Annotated in this window: 14 protein-coding genes and 1 pseudogene; 9 read left to right on the top strand and 6 right to left on the bottom strand. The window is 62.9% G+C overall.

Going from position 1 to position 17,480, the window contains the following annotated elements; genetic code table 11:
• Positions 1-161 precede the first annotated feature (161 nt).
• From NKI05_RS06095 to NKI05_RS06075, 5 genes are all read left to right on the top strand, one after another.
• Positions 162-845 carry an SDR family NAD(P)-dependent oxidoreductase gene (locus tag NKI05_RS06095; protein WP_023668581.1) on the top strand — a complete coding sequence of 228 codons (684 nt, stop codon included), beginning with the start codon at positions 162-164 and terminating at the stop codon, positions 843-845.
• Between the two features lie 172 nt (positions 846-1,017).
• A complete protein-coding gene (locus tag NKI05_RS06090) occupies positions 1,018-1,872 on the top strand; it encodes a MetQ/NlpA family lipoprotein (protein WP_023668580.1) in 855 nt (284 codons plus the stop codon).
• Positions 1,873-1,955: 83 nt separating this feature from the next.
• Positions 1,956-3,044 (top strand): methionine ABC transporter ATP-binding protein, encoded by a 1,089-nt coding sequence (locus NKI05_RS06085; RefSeq protein ID WP_023704825.1) that lies wholly within the window; start codon positions 1,956-1,958, stop codon positions 3,042-3,044.
• Positions 3,025-3,681, top strand: a complete 657-nt coding sequence (locus tag NKI05_RS06080) for a methionine ABC transporter permease (protein ID WP_023815196.1) — start codon at positions 3,025-3,027, stop codon at positions 3,679-3,681. Before NKI05_RS06085 ends, NKI05_RS06080 begins: the two co-directional genes overlap by 20 nt.
• Positions 3,682-3,817: 136 nt before the next feature.
• Positions 3,818-4,924, top strand: a complete 1,107-nt coding sequence (locus NKI05_RS06075; protein ID WP_023815197.1) for an isopenicillin N synthase family dioxygenase — start codon at positions 3,818-3,820, stop codon at positions 4,922-4,924.
• 161 nt (positions 4,925-5,085) lie between these two features.
• On the opposite strand, the gene fba is transcribed toward NKI05_RS06075, so the two are convergent.
• The 3 genes from fba to mtnK form a co-directional block, all read right to left on the bottom strand.
• The gene (gene fba / locus NKI05_RS06070; protein WP_023687044.1) at positions 5,086-6,150 is read right to left on the bottom strand and encodes a class II fructose-bisphosphate aldolase; all 1,065 of its coding nucleotides are present in this window, start codon (positions 6,148-6,150) and stop codon (positions 5,086-5,088) included.
• A gap of 340 nt (positions 6,151-6,490) precedes the next feature.
• A complete protein-coding gene (gene mtnA, locus NKI05_RS06065) occupies positions 6,491-7,585 on the bottom strand; it encodes an S-methyl-5-thioribose-1-phosphate isomerase (protein ID WP_023668575.1) in 1,095 nt (364 codons plus the stop codon).
• A complete protein-coding gene (mtnK, locus tag NKI05_RS06060) occupies positions 7,582-8,850 on the bottom strand; it encodes an S-methyl-5-thioribose kinase (protein ID WP_023687046.1) in 1,269 nt (422 codons plus the stop codon). Before mtnK ends, mtnA begins: the two co-directional genes overlap by 4 nt.
• A 137-nt stretch (positions 8,851-8,987) precedes the next feature.
• On the opposite strand from mtnK, the gene NKI05_RS06055 reads away from it, so the two are divergent.
• The 4 genes from NKI05_RS06055 to NKI05_RS06040 all read left to right on the top strand — a co-directional run bounded on the left by NKI05_RS06055 (position 8,988) and on the right by NKI05_RS06040 (position 13,660).
• The gene (locus NKI05_RS06055) at positions 8,988-10,499 is read left to right on the top strand and encodes a sugar ABC transporter ATP-binding protein (protein WP_352792271.1); all 1,512 of its coding nucleotides are present in this window, start codon (positions 8,988-8,990) and stop codon (positions 10,497-10,499) included.
• Positions 10,500-10,573: 74 nt separating this feature from the next.
• A complete protein-coding gene (locus NKI05_RS06050) occupies positions 10,574-11,569 on the top strand; it encodes an ABC transporter permease (protein WP_023696645.1) in 996 nt (331 codons plus the stop codon).
• A gap of 49 nt (positions 11,570-11,618) precedes the next feature.
• Positions 11,619-12,671, top strand: a complete 1,053-nt coding sequence (locus NKI05_RS06045) for a substrate-binding domain-containing protein (protein WP_023815198.1) — start codon at positions 11,619-11,621, stop codon at positions 12,669-12,671.
• Positions 12,672-12,832: 161 nt separating this feature from the next.
• Complete coding sequence (locus NKI05_RS06040) at positions 12,833-13,660, top strand: toll/interleukin-1 receptor domain-containing protein (RefSeq protein ID WP_352792270.1); 828 nt, start codon at positions 12,833-12,835, stop codon at positions 13,658-13,660.
• Between the two features lie 55 nt (positions 13,661-13,715).
• Here NKI05_RS06040 and NKI05_RS06035 read toward each other — a convergent pair whose 3' ends face one another.
• From NKI05_RS06035 to NKI05_RS06025, 3 genes and pseudogenes are all read right to left on the bottom strand, one after another.
• Entirely contained in the window at positions 13,716-13,976 is a 261-nt protein-coding gene (locus NKI05_RS06035; protein WP_023815199.1) for a ribbon-helix-helix domain-containing protein, read from the bottom strand.
• A 76-nt stretch (positions 13,977-14,052) separates the two neighbouring features.
• Positions 14,053-15,118 (bottom strand): annotated as a pseudogene (locus tag NKI05_RS06030) (D-alanine--D-alanine ligase family protein).
• A 214-nt stretch (positions 15,119-15,332) separates the two neighbouring features.
• Positions 15,333-17,387: a bifunctional aldolase/short-chain dehydrogenase gene (locus NKI05_RS06025; protein ID WP_352792269.1), complete on the bottom strand. Its 2,055-nt coding sequence runs from the start codon at positions 17,385-17,387 to the stop codon at positions 15,333-15,335.
• Between the last annotated feature and the right edge of the window lie 93 nt (positions 17,388-17,480).

Raw genomic sequence — 17,480 nt, 5'->3', positions numbered from 1 at the left:
CGGATTGTCTCGCCAGGCAAGACCCTGGCCGCGGTCGATTGCTCCGAACCTGCCGGCAGGTTTTTTTACCGAACAGCGAAAATCGAGCAACGCCGTTCTTGCGTCTCGCCGCTCAAGACGCCAGCTATGAGACGAACACGTCATCGCCAAGGAGAAACGACATGGCATCCGAAGTCGCAGTGATCGCCGGCGCGGGTGCGGGCCTGAGCGCCTCTTTGGCACGCCTTCTCACCACGGAAGGCTATCGTGTGGTGCTGGCCGCCCGCAACACGGCCAAACTCGCGGCGCTGGTCGGGGAAACCGGCGCGCTGGCCGTCGAAACCGACGTCGCCGATCCGGCCTCCGTCGCCGGCCTGTTTGACGCCGCCGACAAGCAAGGCCCGCTGGCCCTTGCCGTCTTCAATGCCAGCGGCCGCACGCGCGGCCCGATCGCCGAGGTCGATCCCGATGCGGTCAAACAAGCCTTGCTTGTCGGCGCCTATGGCGGCTTCCTGGTCGGCCAGCAAGCGGCGCGGCGGCTGCTTGCGCGCGGCTCCGGTTCGATTCTTTTCACCGGCGCCTCCGCCAGCATCAAGGGCTTTCCCAACTCCGCCGGCTTTGCCATGCCGAAATTCGGCCTGCGCGGTCTGGCTCAGTCGATGGCGCGCGAACTCTTCCCGAAGAACATCCATGTCGCCCATTTCATTATCGACGGCCAGATCGAGCCGGTCGGGACGAAACCCGAGCGACCGGACAGCCAGCTGTCGCCCGATGCGATCGCGCAGACCTATCTCGCGACCCATCGCCAGCATCGCAGCGCCTGGAGCTTCGAGGTCGAGCTGCGGCCCTTTGTCGAGACATTCTGACCGGTCCGGCGTGACCGTTCTCGCAATTGCGAAATCTTTGAGAGAATATTCCCGGCTTCGTGTTTGAGAAGAAATGCGGTTCTTTGATCCGGCAAGCAGCATTGCCGATGATGTCGTCAAGGCTTGGTATTCCACCTCGCCGCAATGACTTCAGGATTACGAGGGATCGACAATGTCCGAACGCGGAAACGCTTCCAGCTCTCTTCTTTTTTCAGCCATCAGCCGGCGAGCTGCCCTTGCGGCACTTTTTGCCTCGGCCGTCACGCTTGCCGGTCTGGCTCAGCCGACGCCGTCCTTCGCCGAGGACAAGAAGTCTATCAAGGTCGGCATCATCAGCGGCGAGGATGAGGATGTCTGGCGCGTCGTCGTCGCCCAGGCCGCCGAAAAAGGCCTGACCGTCGAGACCGTGGTGTTCAACGACTACACCCAGCCCAACGAGGCGCTCGAGCGCGGCGAGATCGACGCCAACGCCTTCCAGCACCAGCCCTATCTCGACAACCAGATCAAGACCCAAGGGTACCACATCGTGCGCGTCGGCTACACCGGCGTCTGGCCGATCGGCCTCTACTCCAAGAAATACACCAAGGTTGCCGACCTGCCCGAAGGCGCCGTCATCGGCTTGCCCAACGACCCCTCGAATGAGGGCCGCGCGTTGCGCGTTCTGCAGAACGAAGGCGTGATCAAGCTGAAGGACGGCACCGGCATCCTGGCGACCACCGCCGACATTGCCGAGAACCCTAAGAAGGTCGTCATCAAGGAACTGGACGCCGGCATTGTCGGCCGCTCGGTCGAGGATCTCGACGCGGCTGTCGTCAACACCGACTGGGCGCTGAAGAGCGGTCTCGGCCCGGACAACCGCATCGCCCAGGAGCCAGTGGCCGACAACCCCTACCGCAACTTCATCGCCGTGAAATCCGGCAACGAGAACGAGGCGTGGGTGAAGACGCTGGTCGCGTCCTACCAGAACGAGGCGGTCAAGGCCGAGTTCGACAAGGTCTACAAGGGCACCGGGATCAGCGCCTATTGATTGGCGCCTGGTTGTCAGGAGCAGGCGGCCCGCTGTTGAGCGGGCCGCTGTCGCATTTGTCGAGCGTTGAAACGGACAGTGAGATGAACCAGCACGTCACGGCCGAGGCATCCGGTCCGGTCAATATATCGGCCGGGCAAGAAGATGTCGTACGCCTCGTCGACCTCAAGCGCCGCTTTGGCGCGACGCCTGCGCTCGACGGCGTCTCGCTGACGGTGAAGAAGGGCGAGATCCTCGGCATCATCGGCCGCAGCGGAGCCGGCAAGTCGACGCTGATCCGCTGCCTCAACGGGCTGGAGCGGCCGGACTCCGGCGACGTCTTCATCGAGGGCCGCGAGATCGGCCGGCTCGGCGAGCGTGAATTGCAGCCGCTGCGGCGTCGCATCGGCATGATCTTCCAGCACTTCAATCTGCTGTCGGCCAAGACCGTGGAGGACAATGTCGCGCTGCCGCTAAAGATCGAGGGCCGCCCAAAGGCCGAACGGCTGGCGCGCGCCGCCGAATTGCTCCACCTCGTCGGCCTGTCGGAGAAGGCGAAGGCCTATCCGTCCTCGCTGTCGGGCGGCCAGAAGCAGCGCGTCGGCATCGCCAGGGCGCTGGCCGCGCGGCCAGCGCTGCTGCTGTCCGACGAGGCGACCTCAGCGCTCGATCCGGAGACGACGCGCTCCATCCTGGCCTTGCTGAAAGACATCAACCGGCAGCTCGGCCTGACCATCCTGCTCATCACCCACGAGATGGAGGTGATCCGCTCGATCGCCGACCGCGTCGCGGTGATCGATGCCGGGCGCATCGTCGAGCAAGGCCCGGTGTGGTCGGTCTTTGCCGAGCCGCGTTCCGAAATCACCAGGAGCCTGCTCGGCGGCATCCGCCCGCAACTGCCGGCCGAGATTGCCGGCCGGCTTGCTCCCGGAGGCGGCGCCGAGCTCATCCTCAGGGTCGACGTCGCAGGTGAGGCCGCGCGCGGTCCGCTGCTGTCCGATCTTGCGGTGGCGGTGCCGGGGCCTTTCCGCCTCGTCCATGGTGGCATCGACCATGTCCAACAGCAGCCGGTCGGCACGCTGTTCCTTGCGGTCGCGGGCAACGATCCGAAACATCTGTCGAAAGTAATCGCATTCCTGAAGGCCCGCGACGCGCGGGTGGAGGTGCTTGGCCATGTCGCCGGTTCTGTTTGAACTTCTGCTGCGTTCGATCTGGGAGACGGTCCTGATGACAGCCGCGTCCGGTCTCATCTCGCTCGTCTTCGGACTGCCGCTCGGCCTGGCATTGATTGCCACCGAGCGCGGCGGCATTGCCGAAAGCCTGTGGGTGAACCGCGCGCTCGGCGCCGTCATCAACGGCTTCCGCTCGGTGCCTTTCATCATCCTTCTGGTGGCGCTGATCCCGGTGACGCGGCTGGTCGTCGGCACCTCGATCGGCACCTGGGCGGCGATCGTGCCGTTGTCGATTGCGGCGACGCCCTACTATGCCCGCATCGCCGAAGTGTCGCTGCGCGAGGTCGATCGCGGCCTGATCGAGGCGGCGCGCGCCATGGGCGGCAACCGCTGGACGATCATTCGCGAGGTGCTGGTGCCCGAAGCATTGCCCGGCATCGTCGCCGGTTTCACGGTGACGCTGGTAACGCTGATCGGCGCCTCGGCCATGGCCGGCGCCATCGGTGCCGGCGGGCTTGGCGACCTCGCCATCCGCTACGGCTACCAGCGTTTTGAGACCAGCGTCATGGTCGCCGTGGTCATTGTGCTGATCATCCTCGTTTGCGGCATCCAGTGGGTCGGCGACCGGCTGGTCGCCAGGCTGGACCGGCGCGGATGAGCGCCACGAACGTTATTTGCCGGCAGGCTGCCAAACGCAGCGCCGGCTTTCTCTATCGGCGCCGAGATTGGATTGCGCGTTGCTTTGATCGGACCGGCCTGCGTGCCACCGTGACAGCGGAACAAGGAGCTTGACCATGCCCAGGATCGTACCCGTGCTTGATCTCGGCCGTCTCGAACAGGGCGCTTCCGAGCGGCGAACGTTTCTCTTCGACCTGCGCACGGCCGCGCGCGATGTCGGCTTCTTCTATTTGACCGGCCACGGCATATCGGCTGCGGATACCGCAGAAGTGCTCGACGCCTCGCGCCGGTTCTTTGCCTTGCCGGAAGCCGACAAACTGGCGATCGAAATGGTGAAGTCCTCGCAGTTCCGCGGCTACACGCGCGCCGGCGGCGAGCTGACCAAAGGCAAGGCCGACTGGCGCGAACAGCTCGACATCGGCGTCGAACGCCCGGCCATCGAACAAGGCCCCGGCGTGCCCGCCTGGACGCGGCTGCAAGGGCCGAACCAGTGGCCGGGGGCACTGCCCGAGCTGAAGCCGGCTCTGCTGGCATGGCAGACCAAGGCGACAGCGGTAGCGATCCGGCTGCTCAGGGCCTTCGCTTTGTCGCTCGACCAGACCGAGGATGCCTTCGATCCGATCTACCGGGCCGAGCCCAACCACCGCATGAAGATCGTGCGCTACCCCGGTCGCGACGCCACCGGCAATGACCAGGGCGTCGGCGCGCACAAGGATGGCGGTTTCCTGACGCTTCTGCTGCAGGACGAGAGCAAGGGCCTGCAGGTCGAATATGACGGTGCCTGGGTCGACGTCGATCCGCTGCCCGACACGCTGGTGGTCAACATCGGCGAACTGCTCGAGCTGGCCTCCAACGGGTATCTGAGAGCAACGGTCCACCGCGTGGTAACGCCACCGGCCGGTGTCGAGCGGATTTCGGTGCCCTTCTTCTTCAGCGCCCGGCTCGACGCCACGATCCCGCTGCTCAACCTGCCCGAGGAACTGGCGGCCGAGGCGCGGGGTCCGGCCAGCGATCCCGACAATCCGCTGTTTCGCAATGTCGGTACCAATGTGCTGAAGAGCCGCCTGCGCTCGCATCCCGACGTGGCGCGCCGGCACTATGCCGATCTTCTGGAAACCGACGCCTCACCGGCTGAAATCTTTCAAAACGAGAACGAAATTTCCGAATCTCGCGTTGTTTTAGAAAGCCGTTCGTCGCCATCTGCCGCGAATACGCGCATATAGGAATTATCGTTCGGCGGTTTCCTCCCATTCCACCGAGCGGTGTTCCCCTCTGAAGGTTCTTGACCTTCTTTTGGCCGGGCCGCTTTCGCGCCCGGCCTTTTTTATGTCAATAGCTCTTCTTTCTTCCCCACAAGGGGAGAAGGAAGAGGCGCCAGGGGACTTCACCCAAACTTCGGATCAAGGCTCCCCGACTTGTAGCGCTTGGCCATCTCGGCCACCGGCAGCGGCTTGATCTTCTGGGCATTGCCGGCGGTGCCGAACTGCTCGAAGCGCTCCTTGCACAGCTTGCGCATCGCGGCCATGGCCGGCGTCAGGTATTTGCGCGGATCGAACTCGCTCGGGTTTTCGGTCAGCACCTTGCGGATGGCGCCGGTCAGCGCCATGCGGTTGTCGGTGTCGATGTTGATCTTGCGCACGCCGTGCTTGATGCCGCGCTGGATCTCTTCCACCGGCACGCCCCAGGTCGGCTTCATCTGGCCGCCATATCTATTGATGATTTCCTGCAGGTCCTCGGGCACCGAGGACGAGCCGTGCATGACCAGATGCATGTTGGGCAGGCGGCGGTGGATTTCCTCGATGACGTTCATCGCCAGCACCGCGCCGTCCGGCTTGCGTGAGAATTTGTAGGCGCCGTGGCTGGTGCCCATGGCGACAGCCAGCGCATCGACATGGGTGTCCTTGACGAACTCGACCGCCTGTTCCGGATCGGTCAAGAGCTGGTCGTGGCTGATGGCGCCTTCGACGCCGTGGCCGTCCTCCTGCTCGCCGCCGCCGCTCTCAAGCGAACCGAGCACACCGATCTCGCCTTCCACCGACACGCCGCCCCAATGCGCCATGTCGACGACGCGCCGGGTGATTCCGGAATTGTAGGCATAGTCGGCCGGCGTCTTGCCGTCCTCTTTCAGCGAGCCGTCCATCATCACCGAGGTGAAGCCGTACTGGATGGCGGTGACGCAGGTGGCTTCGTTGTTGCCATGGTCGAGATGCATGCAGACCGGGATGTCGGGGTGGATTTCGACCAGCGCGTCGATCAGCTTGGCCAGCACCACATCATTGGCGTAGGCGCGGGCGCCGCGGCTTGCCTGCAGGATGACCGGCGACTTGGTCTCCTCGGCCGCCTCCATGATGGCGAGGCCCTGTTCCATATTGTTCATGTTGAAAGCGGGTACGCCGTAGCCGTACTCGGCGGCGTGATCGAGCAATTGTCTCAGTGTTATGCGAGCCACCCAATAGTCTCCCGTATCTGGTTTCAAGCGCAACGTCGCGGGCCGGCCGATTGCCGGCCTAGATGCTTCTGGCCGGATTTCGCCAGAACCGCAACCGTCAGCGGCCATCGAGGCCGCAATTCTTGTTGCAGGGCTGAAATCCGGTAGCCAGCCGGTGAGGCGCCAATCTCCCCCATTGAGGGGGAGATGGCCGGCAGGCCAGAGGGGGTCGGTTCGACTGGAGCGCTAGCGTCCATCTGTCGGTGCTGGGAGGTCGCGTCATGACGCGCCGACCCCCTCTGTCGCCTTTGGCGACATCTCCCCCTCAAGGGACCCTCAAGGGACCCTCAAGGGGGGGAGATTATCCGCGTTCGGGGAACATCGCCTTCAACCCTTCGCGCGAAGCCTTGGCCACACCGCGCTCGGTGATCAGCCCTGTCACGAGCCGTGCCGGCGTCACATCGAACGCCGGATTGGCCGCCGGCGTCGCTTCGGGCGAAACCCGCACCTGCGCGATCTTGCCGTCCGCCGTCTTGCCCCAGACCAGCGACACCTCGTCACCGGAGCGTTCCTCGATCGGGATTTCGGTCAGCCCATCACCCACCGTCCAGTCGATGGTCGGCGAGGGCAGAGCGACGTAGAAGGGCACCTCATTATCGGAGGCGGCGAGCGCCTTGAGATAGGTGCCGATCTTGTTGCAGACGTCGCCATTGGCCGTGGTGCGGTCGGTGCCCACGATCACCATGTCGACCGCGCCACGCTGCATCAGATGGCCGCCGGCATTGTCGACGATCAGCGTGTGCGGCACGCCGTGGCCGGCCATTTCCCAGGCGGTCAGCTGGGCGCCCTGGTTGCGCGGGCGCGTCTCGTCGACATAGACATGGACCGGAATGCCGGCCTCGACGGCGAGATAGATCGGCGACGTGGCGGTGCCGTAATCGACCGTCGCCAGCCAACCGGCGTTGCAGTGGGTGAGGATGTTGACCGGCTCGCCCGGCTTCTTGCGTGCCGCGATCTCCTTGATGATGGCAAGCCCGTTCTCGCCGATGGCGCGATTGAGATCGACATCCTCGTCTGCGATTTCGGCAGCGCGCTTATAGGCTGCCTCCGCGCGCTGTCCCAATACGATCGGCCTGAGGAACCGCCGCATCTCGTCCAGTGCCCAGCGTAGATTGATCGCAGTCGGCCGCGTCTTGTGCAGCGTCTCCCAGACCGCGTCGAGCGCTTCGTCAGACGGATCGTCCGCCATCTGGATGGCGACGCCGTAGGCCGCGGTGACGCCGATCAGCGGCGCGCCACGAACCCACATGTCACGGATCGCGGTGGCGATGCCGGCAACGCTCCCGATCGTCTCGACCCGGAACTCGTGCGGCAGCCAGCGCTGGTCGATGATCTCGACCGAACGCTGGTCGTCGCTCAGCCAGATGGTGCGGTAGTGGCGCTCGCCGACGTTCAAATCCTGCTCTCCCGTTCGATCAAAGCGGCCAGATTATTGACCTCGTCCATGCCGTGAATCTGGCGCCGGTTGACGGCGATGTGACGGCCGAATTTCAGCGCCTTGGCCTCGCAGGAGGCTCGCAGATCCTCGTCCTCGATGGTCTCGAAATCGGCATTGTGGGCGAGGCCGAGGATGCGCCGGTGCACCTCGATGCCGGCAAAGCCCAAGAGGTCGGTCCAGATCTGGTGCAGCACATGGTCGAGCGCCTGCTCCGAGGCGAGAATGTCGCCCTGATCCTCGAACAGGCTCTTCTGATAAAGCATGCCGGTGCGCTCGGTGCGCCATAGATGCGAGAACTCGGCGCGGAACACCGTCCAGGTGTCGTTGGTCACCCCGAGCAGATAGGCACGCATGGCGTCACGCTTGCCCTTCTGTTCATGGCCGCGCTGCGAGAAGTAGGACATCCAGAAATTGGCGAGCAGCATGCCTACATCGAAGGCCATCGGACCGTAGAAGGCGAACTCCGGATCGATCATCCGCGTCTCGGTGTCGGTGACCATGATCGAGCCCGAATGCAGGTCGCCATGCAGCAGCGTCTCGGCGTTGGCGGCGAAGATATGCTTCAGCCGCTGCGCTTCGACCTTGAGGTCGCGGTCGGCGCGCAGTTCGGCAACCAGGCCGTCGAGCTGCGGCGAGGTGTGCCGGTTCAGCTTGGCATCGAAATATGGGTCGGAAAACACCAGGTCTTCGGTGATGCCGCAGAGCTCGACATTGTCGGCAAACAGCGCCAGGTCGGCCTTGCGGTCCTTGGTGGGCATGGAGAGATCAGAGCCGCGGAACAAAGTGCGGGCCATGAACAGGCCGATGTCGCGGGCAATATTTGGCAACTCGCGGCCGCCGATCAGGGCACGGCGCAGGATGATGTGCGGCGGCGCCAGATATTCCATGATGATCAGCGCCTGGGCTTCGTCGAAATGGAGGATCGCCGGCACCGAACCCGGCGCGCGCGCCTCTTGCCGCGTCAGCGCGTGATACTCGAAGAAGGAGCGTTTGAGCGGCAACGGCCAGCTGTCGCCGACGAGGCGAACATAGGGCAGGGCCTGCTTGACCACGGCCGCACCCGACACGCCCTCGACGATGAAGACGAGGTTCAGATTGCCGTCGCCGACCTCGCGCACCTTCCAAGGGCCCTTGCCGATTTTGGCGCACAGCGCTTCGTTCGTACCGAGGCGCGTTGCAAGCGTCTCCACCGACAGTGCTTCAAACGGCAATTTCGCAGTCATTCCTCACCCTCCCGCTTGCTCGCTCCAATCATAGTGGAGCGATGGCGGTGAGGCCAAGCTAGGAAGCTGACTGGCAATTGTCAATCGAGTTGACAATTGATGACGTAGCCCATAGCGTCATCGTCAGGGAGGAACGAATGGGCAATGATGCCGTGTTCCGCGTGGACGGGCTGAGGAAATCCTTCGGCCATATCGAGGTGCTTGGCGGCGTCTCGCTCGAATTGCATGCCGGTGAGATCACTGTGCTGATGGGCGCCAACGGCGCCGGCAAGTCCACCCTCGTCAAAATCATCAGCGGCGTCTACGACCATGACGGCGGCATCATGCACCTCGCTGGCGGCAACTTTGCGCCGAACACGCCGGCAGAGGCGATCCGCGCCGGTGTCGTTACCGTGCACCAAAACATCAATGACGGCGTCGTCGCCGATCTCGATGTCGCCACCAATCTGACGCTCGACCGGCTGAGCGGCAAGGGCGCGCCGCTGCTGTTCAACCCCGGCCGGGTGCGCCGCGAAGCCAAAGCGGTGGCCGACCGCATGGGGCTCGCCATCGACCTCAAGGCCCGCATCAGCGACCTGTCGCTGGCCGATCGCCAGATGGTGGCCATCGCGCGCGCCATGGCGCACCAGCCGAAAGTGCTGATCCTCGACGAGCCGACCTCGTCGCTGTCCAGCGCCGAGGCCGACCGGCTGTTTGCGCTGCTCGACCGCTTGCGTGAGCAGGGCGTCGCCATCCTCTACATCTCGCATCGCATGTCGGATATCAGGCGGCTGGCCGACCGCATCGTCTCGATGCGCGATGGCGTCATCTCAGGCGTCTTCGACAGCAAGCCTCTCGACTATGAGGGTGCCGTTAACGCCATGCTCGGCCGCAAGATCCATCTTGACCGCATCGAAGCCAGGAGTTCTGCCAAGCCGATCCTGACCGTCGATGCCTTGCGCATCGCCCCTGGTGCCCGGCCATTCTCGCTGACGCTCGGTGACGGCGAGGTCGTTGCCGTCACCGGCCTCGTCGGCGTCGGCAAGACCGCACTTGCCGAGACGCTGTTCGGCCTGCGCAAGCCGCTGTCCGGCACGATGACTTTGCATGGCAAGCCCTATGCGCCCGCGTCGACCAGCGAAGCCATCGCCGCCGGCGTGTTCCTGGTCGCCAAGGACCGTGGCGAAAACGGCATCGTCGGCGGCTTCAACATCCAGGAAAACATCAGCCTTCCCTTCCACAAACGCATGTCGCGCTTTGCCGTTCTCAAGCGTGGTCTCGAGCGCACCACAGCCCGCCGGCAGATCGAAGAATTGGGCATAGTCTGCCGCTCGGAGAAGGACGAAATGACCACGCTCTCAGGCGGCAATCAGCAGAAGGTGATGGTCGCCCGCTGGATGGCGCAGGACGCTCGACTGTTCATTCTCGATGAACCGTTCCAGGGCGTCGATATCTCGGCCAGGCGCGACATCGCCGCCAAGCTGAGGGCAAGCTCCAATGGCCGCGCCACGCTTTTGTTCGTCACCGAACTCGACGAAGCGTTGGAGACGGCCGACCGTATCCTGGTGATGTCGGAGCAGAGCATCGTCGGCGAACACCGTAACGCTGATGTCGATCTCGACCGCCTGCTGGCCGAAGTCGCCGGTGGGCCGCTGCACAGTGCGGCCTGAGCCACGATGATTGAAGAACTGAGGATTGGAATGGAGTGCATGGGTTCGAGTTGGGTAAAAATGGCGGGCGCTGAATGACGTTGCGCGACTACGCTATCCGCTATGGGTTCATCGTGCTTTTGCTCGGGCTGATCGCGTATTTCGCCATCGCCGCCGACGGGTTCGTGTCGCCGCAAAGCGCTGTCTTCATCTTCCAGTCGGTCGCCATTACCGGCGTACTGGCGCTTGGCGTCACTGCCACGCTGGTCGTCGGCGGTTTTGATCTCTCCATTGGCTCGGTCGCGACATCGGCCATGATGGCCGCCGCCTATGTCCTGGTGGTGCTGGAGCAGAATGTCGTCGTCGCTGTCGTCGTCTGCCTGCTCATCGGCGCCATTGTCGGCCTGATCAATGGTTGGCTGATCGTCTATATGCGCGTGCCCGATCTTCTGGCGACGCTCGGCATGATGTTCCTGCTCGTCGGCCTGCAGCGCATCCCGACCGAAGGCCGCTCCATCGCCACCGGCATGACCATGCCGGACGGCTCGGTCGCCAACGGCAAATTCTCCGATGCCTTCCTGGCGCTCGGCCGCCACCGCTTCGACTTCTTCATCCCGAACCTCATTCCGGTCTCCGTGGTCGTGCTCATCGTGCTCGCCGTGCTGATCTGGTTCTTCCTCGAATACACACGCTTCGGCCGCATGATGTATGCCGTCGGCAGCAATGAACGCGCCGCCGAACTCGCCGGTGCGCCTGTCAAGGCATACAAAATCTGGGCCTACGTCATTTCAGGAGTTTTTGCCTCCATCGGCGGTATTTTGCTGGCGGCACGACTTGGACGCGGTGACATCGCCTCGGGTAATAATCTGCTGCTCGATGCGGTTGCCGCGGCGCTGATCGGCTACGCGGTGCTTGGCGCCGCCAAGCCGAACGCCTTCGGCACCGCCATCGGCGCGCTGTTCGTCGGCATCCTGCTGCAAGGCCTGACGATGATGAACGCGCCTTACTACACGCAGGATTTCGTCAAGGGCGTGGTTCTGGTCGTCGCCCTTGTCTTCACCTTCGCCTTGTCGGGCAGGGGGCGGAGATAGTTCTGGCCGGAACAGGATTTTTGCAAGTTCAACAAACGGAGGAAAAAACGTGAACATCACAAGACGACTTTTGGGGAAGGTCGCGCTCGGATTGGCCGGCGCAACAATGCTGATGCAGGTCCCGGCCTTTGCCGCGGACAAGCCGGCGCCGTTCGACAAGCCCGGCGTCAAGATCGCGCTGGTGCGCTATCTCTCGACCGGCGATTTCTTCCAGGCCTATCTCTCGGGCGTCGAGTCACAGTCCAAGGCGCTCGGCATCGACCTGCGCGTGCTCGACAGCCGCCAGGATGCCGCCCTCCAGTCCGACATGGTCGACCAGGCCATCGCACTCGGCGTGCAGGGCATCATTATCCAGCACGGCCTGACCGAATCGATGAAGGACGCCGCCCAGCGCGCGGTCGATGCCGGCATCAAGGTCGTCGCCTTCGACGTCAATGTCGAAAACCCGAAAATCCCGCAGATCGAACAGTCCGACAAGGACCTTGCGCGCCTGGCGCTTGAGCAAGCGGTCAAGGACAATGGCGAGAGCTGGAACGCCGGCTATGTCTATGTCGCCGGCATCGCCCCGCTCGACCGCCGCAACGAGACATGGGTCGACGTGAAAAAGAAATATGCCGGCATCAAGGAAGTCGCCATGTTCGGCACACTCGACAATCCGATCGCCAATTCCGTCGCCAACCAGGCGCGCTCGGTGCTGCAGGCGCATCCCGATATCAATGTGATGTTCGCCCCTTATGACGAATTCGCCAAGGGCGTGAAGATCGCGGTCGACGAAGCGGGCCTGAACAAGAAGATCAAGATCTACTCCGCCGACATCTCTACCTCGGACATCGCGGCGATGCGCGAGACCGACAGCGCCTGGGCTGCCACGGCCGCCACCAACCCGGCCGTCGTCGGCCAGGTCTCGGTGCGCGCGCTGGCGCAGTTGCTGGCCGGTGAAGATCCCGGCCACAACGTTATCGTGCCCCCGACGCTGATCACCCAGAAAGACCTGATCGACAAGGACATCAAGAACATGGAAGACCTGTCGGCCAAGCTGCCGCAGTTCGCCCATGCCGATGTCGCCATGCCGGCCTGGATGCCGAACCCGAACGCGAAGTAATTCCCCGCCGAAGAGCGGCTAACCTCTAAACTAAATACGAGACCGCCTGCAGCAGCTTGTTGCAGGCGGTTTTTTTGTCGAAGATGTCTCCGTGTATGGAAGGTCGTTTGCGGGGAGAGCTAGTATCGCTGTTCCTTCTTCCGCACAGAGCGGGAGGGGAAATGCCGTCATATCATTCCAACATCAATCATCTACAGAATGAACTTGCCCGTTTTCAGAAGGAAGATGCAGCCCTTCTGTCGAAGGAAGCGGCCGCATTAAAGAAAGTTCACAGCGCGAGGGAAGCTATCGGTCGCACGAAGACAGTCTCAACTATCACATCCAAACTGAAGGAGATTGAGCGAGGGTCAAACGATCTCGCATCCATAGGCAAGAAGCGAGCTGAACTATCCGGAAAGATCGCATCGAAGACGAAGGATTTGAACAGCTACATCACAAAGCAAGCCACTGAGGATGAGCGATCCCGAAAGAAAGTAGCTGATGAGCAGAAACGGCTACTGCTCCAACAGGAAAACAAGGTAAGGCAAATCAGTGAGCAGATGCGCCGAATTGCGAACACACCTACAGCCTCGCTTAGCGCAGACCGAAAATTTGATTTCTTTATTTCTCACGCCAGCGAAGATAAGGACGCTTTTGTCCGCGCGTTAGCATCGGATCTGTCCGCGCTTGGGGCTGAAGTCTTCTACGATGAAGCTACGCTAAAAATTTGCGATAGTTTGAGACGAAACATAGATGCAGGGCTCCGAAATTCCCGTTTCGGGATTGTTGTTCTCTCAAGTGCGTTCTTTAGCAAAGAATGGCCAGCCCGGGAGCTTGATGGTCTCACAGCGCTCGAGGTGGGAGGCCAGACCCGGATTCTGCCGATCTGGCATAAAGTCTCCAAGGATGAAGTTGCTACGTACAGTCCGATACTTGCAGACAAAGTCGCCCTCAACACGTCGCTAAAAACGGTGAAGGAGATCGCCGAAGAACTCTACAACTTATTATAGCCAATTTATTCCAGGGAGGATTTGGATCGGACAGCCGCGCGGTGTGATCCGATAGCTAGCCACGGGCGCGGCGTTCTGCCTTCAGGCTGCGAATGAATTCAGTGGGGTCGACGTCCACCGGCTTGCCGCTGGCCATGCCATCGGCATAGGTCCGCTTCAAGTGCTCGAGTTCGAGCGTACGCAATTCCTCGCGCTGCTCCCACAAGCGCAGGGCGTCGCGGACAATCTCGCTGTTGGACGCATAACCGCCACCTTCGACGGCGCTTTGCAGGCGAGCGATCTGCTGCGCGGTGAGGGATATGGTCAGGGTGCGCATAGGTTCGTTTTTCATCCCCACACTATAATGCATCCAACAAGATCTAACAATATTTGTTAGGAACATGACCTCTGCATTACGACCGCCCGGCGCGCGCCAGCCCATGCGCCACCAGCCGGTCGATGATCTCGGCATAGCTGACGCCGCTTGCCGCCATCGCCTTGGCGTACATGCTGATGTCGGTGAAACCGGGGATGGTGTTGAGCTCGTTGACCACGGACGTCATGTCCGGCATCAGGAAAAAGTCGACGCGCGCCATCGCGTCGCAACCGACCGCCCTGAACGCCTTCGCCGCCATGGCGCGCATGCCGGCCTCGACCTCCAGCGGCAGCTGCGCCGGCACCATCAATGCCGCGCCATTCTCGTCTATATACTTGGCATTGTAGTTGTAGAAGCCGTGGCTTTCCGCCGGCACGATCTCGCCCGGCCGCGACACGAAGAGTTCGCCTGCGGGGTCTTCCAGCACGCTGAATTCAATCTCTCGGCCGCGAATGAATTCCTCCGCCAAAAGCTTGCGATCGTGCTGGAAGGCCTCTGCAAGCGCCCGCTCGAATTCCTGGCTGCCATTGACTTTGGCAACGCCGACGGACGAACCCTGTCGCGCCGGCTTGATGAACAGCGGCAGGCCAAGCTGGTCTTCCAGAACGGTTAGCGAAGGCACTGCACCGTCCTCGATCGTTACGGATCGCGCGACAGGCACCCCTGCCGTCTTCAGCAACCGCTTGGCGACATCCTTGTCGAGCGCGGCGGCGGAACCGAGGATACCGCAACCGGCGAGCGGCACGCGCGCCACCTCGGCCAGCCCTTGCACCGCGCCGTCCTCGCCATGCAGGCCGTGCAACACTGGGAACAGTATATCGATATCAGGCAGGTCGTGCGGCGCGTCCTTGATGGGGATCGCCAGCATCCGTCCATGTCCTCCGGGCACCAGGCAGAGCTGCGTGCCATCAGACGGTGTCGCCAGCGCGCCGTCCTTGAAATCGCTCAGCAGCCATTGGCCTTCGCGGGTGACGAAGGTGGGAACGGAGTCGTATTTCGCCGATCCAGAGTACGCATGACATGGTTGCCGAAAGCAGCGAAACCTCATGCTCGGCGGAGCGCCCGCCGAACAGCAAGCCGACACGAAGTCTCTTCGCAGCCATCGACAACTCCACCAAGGATCAGGGTCGGAGCTCGCATGCGAAACACAAGGTGCGCCCTAAAGTGGTCGAGCAATAGGCCAAGGATTGGAGTGGATTTTGACCAGTTCGAGCAGTTTTTCAGCACGACCTGCAAAAGCAGTTCTCCGCCTGGAGTCCTTCAGGTGGGAGAGCGGTTCGTCGTTTTGGTGAACGATGAACCGCTCCAGGTCTATGTCTAGCGCAGCGCTGCGGCGATGTTGCCACCGTCGACCGTCGTCACATCGGCGGTGGTGCGTTCGGCCAATGCTTGGTGCAGGAAGGCCTGCGCCACGTCTTCTGCCGTCACCTCCTGTCCGAGCAGATTGCCCGACATGTATTCCTTCTCCGACACGCCGCGCGCGCCGGAACGGCTGGCGATCATGGCGTCGGTCAACAGGCCGGAGCGGATGCGGTCGGCGTTGACCGCATTGGAGCGGATGCCGTGCGCGCCGTAGTCGAGCGCATATTGCCGGGACAGGAATAGCGTCGCCGCCTTCGGCACACCATAGGCGCCGAATTTCGGACCCGGGTTGACCGCCTGCTTGGAGGTGTTGAACAACAACACACCGCCGGTGCCCTGTTCCAGCATGATGCGCACCGCGTTCTGCGCCGCCGACTGGTGGGCGAAGAAGTTGAGCTCGAAACTCTTGCGCAGCAGGGCATCGTCGAGCTCGCCGATGCGGCCTTCCCAGGCGCCACCGGCGTTGGAGACCAGAATGTCGACGCCGCCATAGACAGCGACAGCTTTGTCGAAGGCGGCGCGCAGCTCGGCCGGGTTGGTGATGTCGGCGCCGACGCCGATCGAATTGTTGCCGGCTGCCTTTGCCGCCTCGGCCGCCCTGGCCGCATCGAGATCGACGACGACGGCATGCGCGCCATTGGCGGCGAACAGTTTTGCCGTCGCAGCACCGATCGCGCCGGCGCCGCCAGTGATCAGCACCACCTGGCCGGTCAGCGGCTTCGGCTTGTTGGAGGCGAGCTTGGCCTGCTCAAGCGACCAGTACTCCAGCGGGAAGAGGTCGGCCTTCGATAGAGGATGGAAGCTGCCGACGGCCTCGGCGCCGCGCACCGCCTCGATCCACATCTCGCCGACATCAGATGCGATCTTCGCATCCTTCAGCGTGCGGCCATGGCCGAACATGCCGAGGCCCGGCACCAGCGTCAGCCGCGGCATCGGGTCGAGCATGGTGCGCTCGACGTCGTCCAGCGCGTCGTTGGTTTCGAAATACGCGCGATAGTCGCTGGCGAAGGCCTCGACATGGCTCTTGATGACGGCCTTGTAGTCGCCGGCCTTGTCGGCGTCTGGCGCCGGAACTGCCATCGGCCCGGTCTTGATGCGGATCGACAGGTCCGGCGTCGACACACCGCGTGCGGCATAGTCGGCGATGCCGGCCGAATTGATGAAATCGACAATGGCATCCGAGGTGCGGAAGTCGCTGATCATGCGATCGAAGCGGCCTTCGCCACGCGATACCGCCACCGCGCCGCGCAGCATGGGCGCGATTGCCGCGGGCGTCGCCAGCTTTGCCGGCAGCGTGACCTTGGCCGGCTGCGGCTTGCCGTGCTTGGCGACATAGTCCTCGGCCACGTTCACATAGTGGATCATCCGGTCGTAAGCCTGCCTGGCATCGTCGCCGAAGGTGAAGATGCCATGCTTGTCGAGGATCAGGCCTTCGACGCTGGGGTCGGCGTCGTAGACATCGGCGGCCACCTTGGCGAGGTCGAAGCCGGGCTTGATATAGGGCACGTATCCCATCTTGTCGCCGAACATGGTCTTGATCAGCGGCTTGCTGTCCGCCTGGTCGACGATGGCGAGGATCGCGGTCGAATGCGTGTGGTCGACGAATTTATGCGGCAGGAAGGCGTGCAGCAGCGTCTCGACCGACGGATTGGGGGAGGCGGGGTCGATGAGGTTCGCCCGCTGCAGCGCCACCATGTCCTCGTCGGCGAGGCTGGCCAGCGCACGCGCCTTCAGCAGCGCGCCGAGCTTGACCGCCGGCAGGCCTTGCGGCTCGATCACACCCATGTCCCAGCCGCTGCCCTTGACGCACAGCACATCCCATTCGTCGCCGACGAGATCGGTGGCCTTGGTCTTGCAGGAGGTGTTGCCGCCGCCATGCAGCACCAGCCGCGGCTCGCCGCCGAGCAGCCGGGTCGTGTAGACGCGCAGCGCGAGGTCGCGGGCAACGCCCTTTTTCGCATAGTCGGCAACCAGTCTTTCCGCGTCGCCGTCATTCCAAAGGTTCTTCATGTCGCTATGTCCGCTTTGCTGTCTTTGATGTTGCTGTGAACAGGAGTGCCGCGACGCCTTGATGACAATGCGCCTGCTGCTGGGATTTCGTTG

The sequence above is a fragment of the Mesorhizobium sp. M0771 genome, from assembly GCF_040320155.1.
Lineage (GTDB): Bacteria > Pseudomonadota > Alphaproteobacteria > Rhizobiales > Rhizobiaceae > Mesorhizobium.
The sequence above is the reverse complement of the archived record's forward strand: the minus strand, read 5'-3'. Positions and strand labels throughout refer to the sequence as shown.

Coding starts and splice junctions, on each gene's coding strand:
- NKI05_RS06095 (WP_023668581.1), top strand. CDS start 162: ATGGCATCCGAAGTCGCAGTGATCGCCGGCGCGGGTGCGGGCCTGAGC.
- NKI05_RS06090 (WP_023668580.1), top strand. CDS start 1,018: ATGTCCGAACGCGGAAACGCTTCCAGCTCTCTTCTTTTTTCAGCCATC.
- NKI05_RS06085 (WP_023704825.1), top strand. CDS start 1,956: ATGAACCAGCACGTCACGGCCGAGGCATCCGGTCCGGTCAATATATCG.
- NKI05_RS06080 (WP_023815196.1), top strand. CDS start 3,025: ATGTCGCCGGTTCTGTTTGAACTTCTGCTGCGTTCGATCTGGGAGACG.
- NKI05_RS06075 (WP_023815197.1), top strand. CDS start 3,818: ATGCCCAGGATCGTACCCGTGCTTGATCTCGGCCGTCTCGAACAGGGC.
- mtnK (WP_023687046.1), bottom strand. CDS start 8,850: ATGACTGCGAAATTGCCGTTTGAAGCACTGTCGGTGGAGACGCTTGCA.
- NKI05_RS06055 (WP_352792271.1), top strand. CDS start 8,988: ATGGGCAATGATGCCGTGTTCCGCGTGGACGGGCTGAGGAAATCCTTC.
- NKI05_RS06050 (WP_023696645.1), top strand. CDS start 10,574: ATGACGTTGCGCGACTACGCTATCCGCTATGGGTTCATCGTGCTTTTG.
- NKI05_RS06040 (WP_352792270.1), top strand. CDS start 12,833: ATGCCGTCATATCATTCCAACATCAATCATCTACAGAATGAACTTGCC.
- NKI05_RS06035 (WP_023815199.1), bottom strand. CDS start 13,976: ATGCGCACCCTGACCATATCCCTCACCGCGCAGCAGATCGCTCGCCTG.
- NKI05_RS06025 (WP_352792269.1), bottom strand. CDS start 17,387: ATGAAGAACCTTTGGAATGACGGCGACGCGGAAAGACTGGTTGCCGAC.